Annotated in this window: 1 protein-coding gene; it reads left to right on the plus strand. The window is 66.0% G+C overall.

Features of this window, described 5'->3' with window-relative positions:
* Window positions 1-80: 80 nt before the first annotated feature.
* Window positions 81-3980 (plus strand): DNA-directed RNA polymerase subunit beta', encoded by a 3900-nt coding sequence (locus ACWGH4_RS32505; protein WP_441265748.1) that lies wholly within the window; start codon window positions 81-83, stop codon window positions 3978-3980.
* Window positions 3981-4011 lie beyond the last annotated feature (31 nt).

The following is a 4011-nucleotide window of genomic DNA, read 5'->3' on the forward strand; positions in this document are numbered from 1 at the left end:
CCCCAGAAGGAGCCCCCGCCATCCCCGGGACCGTTCAGACCATGATTGAGACACGACCCCGAAAGAGGGATTGACGCACAGTGCTCGACGTCAACTTCTTCGACGAGCTGCGGATCGGCCTGGCCACCGCGGACGACATCAGGACCTGGTCCCACGGCGAGGTCAAGAAGCCCGAGACCATCAACTACCGCACGCTCAAGCCCGAGAAGGACGGACTCTTCTGCGAGAAGATCTTCGGTCCGACCCGGGACTGGGAGTGCTACTGCGGCAAGTACAAGCGTGTCCGCTTCAAGGGCATCATCTGTGAGCGGTGTGGCGTCGAGGTCACCCGCGCCAAGGTGCGGCGTGAGCGGATGGGCCACATCGAGCTCGCCGCTCCCGTGACCCACATCTGGTACTTCAAGGGCGTCCCGTCGCGTCTGGGCTACCTGCTCGACCTGGCGCCGAAGGACCTCGAGAAGGTCATCTACTTCGCCGCGTACATGATCACGTTCGTGGACGAGGAGCGCCGCACGCGTGACCTGCCGTCGCTGGAGGCCCACGTCTCCGTCGAGCGCCAGCAGGTCGAGAACCGTCGCGACGCCGACCTCGAGGCCCGTGCCAAGAAGCTCGAGACCGACCTGGCCGAGCTCGAGGCCGAGGGCGCCAAGGCCGACGTGCGCCGCAAGGTGCGCGAGGGTGCCGAGCGCGAGATGAAGCAGCTGCGTGACCGCGCCCAGCGCGAGATCGACCGTCTGGACGAGGTGTGGAACCGCTTCAAGAACCTCAAGGTCCAGGACCTCGAGGGCGACGAGCTGCTCTACCGCGAGCTGCGTGACCGCTTCGGCACGTACTTCGACGGCTCGATGGGTGCCGCGGCGCTGCAGAAGCGCCTGGAGTCCTTCGACCTCGAGGAGGAGGCCGAGCGTCTCCGCGAGATCATCCGTACCGGCAAGGGCCAGAAGAAGACTCGTGCGCTCAAGCGCCTCAAGGTCGTCTCCGCGTTCCTGCAGACGTCCAACAGCCCCAAGGGCATGGTGCTCGACTGCGTGCCGGTCATCCCGCCGGACCTTCGTCCGATGGTGCAGCTGGACGGTGGCCGCTTCGCGACCTCCGACCTGAACGACCTGTACCGCCGTGTGATCAACCGCAACAACCGTCTGAAGCGTCTGCTCGACCTCGGTGCCCCCGAGATCATCGTGAACAACGAGAAGCGGATGCTCCAGGAGGCGGTCGACGCCCTCTTCGACAACGGCCGTCGTGGTCGCCCGGTCACGGGCCCCGGCAACCGTCCGCTGAAGTCCCTCAGCGACATGCTGAAGGGTAAGCAGGGTCGTTTCCGTCAGAACCTGCTCGGTAAGCGTGTCGACTACTCGGCGCGTTCCGTCATCGTCGTCGGCCCGCAGCTGAAGCTGCACCAGTGCGGTCTGCCCAAGGCCATGGCGCTGGAGCTCTTCAAGCCGTTCGTGATGAAGCGCCTGGTCGACCTGAACCACGCGCAGAACATCAAGTCGGCCAAGCGCATGGTCGAGCGTGGCCGCACCGTGGTGTACGACGTCCTCGAAGAGGTCATCGCCGAGCACCCGGTGCTGCTGAACCGTGCGCCCACGCTGCACCGTCTCGGCATCCAGGCCTTCGAGCCGCAGCTGGTCGAGGGCAAGGCCATCCAGATCCACCCGCTCGTCTGCACCGCGTTCAACGCGGACTTCGACGGTGACCAGATGGCCGTGCACCTGCCGCTGTCCGCGGAGGCGCAGGCCGAGGCCCGCATCCTGATGCTGTCCTCGAACAACATCCTCAAGCCGGCCGACGGCCGTCCGGTCACCATGCCGACCCAGGACATGGTGCTGGGCCTCTTCTTCCTGACCACGGACGAGGAGGAGCGCACGGTCATCGGTGAGGGCCGTTCCTTCGGTTCCACCGCCGAGGCGATCATGGCGTTCGACGCCCGGGAGCTCTCGCTCCAGGCGAAGATCGACATCCGCTTCCCGGTCGGCACCATCCCGCCGCGCGGCTGGACCCCGCCGGCGCAGGAGGAGGGTGAGCCGGAGTGGCAGCAGGGTGACTCGTTCCGTCTGCGGACGACCCTGGGCCGCGCGCTCTTCAACGAGCTGCTGCCCGAGGACTACCCGTTCGTCGACTACTCGGTGGGCAAGAAGCAGCTCTCCGAGATCGTCAACGACCTGGCCGAGCGCTACCCCAAGGTCATCGTGGCGGCGACGCTCGACAACCTGAAGGCGGCGGGCTTCTACTGGGCGACCCGTTCCGGTGTCACCGTGGCCATCTCCGACGTCGTCGTTCCCGAGGCGAAGAAGGCGATCGTCAAGGGTTACGAGGAGCAGGACGAGAAGGTCCAGAAGCAGTACGAGCGCGGTCTGATCACCAAGGACGAGCGCACCCAGGAGCTCATCGCGATCTGGACCAAGGCGACCAACGAGGTCGCCGAGGCGATGAACGCGAACTTCCCGAAGACCAACCCCATCTTCATGATGGTCAACTCGGGTGCTCGTGGAAACATGATGCAGATGCGTCAGATCGCCGGTATGCGTGGTCTGGTGTCCAACGCCAAGAACGAGACCATCCCGCGTCCGATCAAGGCGTCCTTCCGCGAGGGTCTGTCCGTGCTGGAGTACTTCATCTCCACGCACGGTGCCCGTAAGGGTCTGGCGGACACCGCCCTGCGTACCGCCGACTCGGGTTACCTGACCCGTCGTCTGGTGGACGTCTCGCAGGACGTCATCATCCGCGAGGAGGACTGCGGCACCGACCGTGGCCTCAAGCTCAAGATCGCGGAGCGTGGCGCCGACGGCACCCTGCGCAAGACCGAGGACGTCGAGACCTCTGTCTACGCCCGGATGCTCGCCGAGGACGTCGTCGTCGACGGCAAGGTCATCGCGCCGGCGAACGTCGACCTCGGTGACGTGCTCATCGACGCGCTCGTCGCGGCCGGTGTGGAGGAGGTCAAGACCCGCTCGGTCCTGACCTGTGAGTCCGCGGTCGGCACCTGTGCGTACTGCTACGGCCGTTCGCTCGCGACCGGCAAGCTGGTCGACATCGGTGAGGCGGTCGGCATCATCGCCGCCCAGTCCATCGGTGAGCCCGGCACGCAGCTGACGATGCGTACCTTCCACACCGGTGGTGTGGCCGGTGACGACATCACCCAGGGTCTGCCCCGTGTCGTCGAGCTCTTCGAGGCTCGTACGCCCAAGGGTGTCGCCCCGATCTCGGAGGCGGCCGGCCGCGTCCGTATCGAGGAGACCGAGAAGACCAAGAAGATCGTCGTCACTCCGGACGACGGCAGCGACGAGACGGCGTTCCCGATCTCGAAGCGTGCCCGTCTGCTGGTCGGCGAGGGCGATCACGTCGAGGTGGGCCAGAAGCTCACCGTGGGTGCCACCAACCCGCACGACGTGCTCCGCATCCTCGGCCAGCGCGCGGTCCAGGTCCACCTGGTCGGCGAGGTCCAGAAGGTCTACAACTCGCAGGGTGTGTCGATCCACGACAAGCACATCGAGATCATCATCCGGCAGATGCTGCGCCGTGTGACGATCATCGAGTCCGGCGACGCGGAGCTGCTGCCGGGCGAGCTGGTCGAGCGTTCGAAGTTCGAGACCGAGAACCGTCGTGTGGTCACCGAGGGCGGTCACCCCGCCTCCGGCCGTCCGCAGCTGATGGGTATCACCAAGGCCTCGCTGGCAACCGAGTCCTGGCTGTCGGCGGCGTCCTTCCAGGAGACGACCAGGGTTCTGACGGACGCGGCGATCAACGCCAAGTCCGACTCCCTGATCGGCCTCAAGGAGAACGTCATCATCGGTAAGCTCATCCCGGCCGGTACGGGTCTGTCCCGCTACCGCAACATCCGGGTCGAGCCGACCGAGGAGGCCAAGGCCGCGATGTACTCGGCCGTCGGCTACGACGACATCGACTACTCGCCGTTCGGCACGGGCTCCGGCCAGGCCGTTCCGCTGGAGGACTACGACTACGGTCCGTACAACCAGTAGTAGGTCGTGAAGAAGGGCGGCCACCCCGCAC

The organism is Streptomyces sp. NPDC054847 (assembly GCF_053610925.1).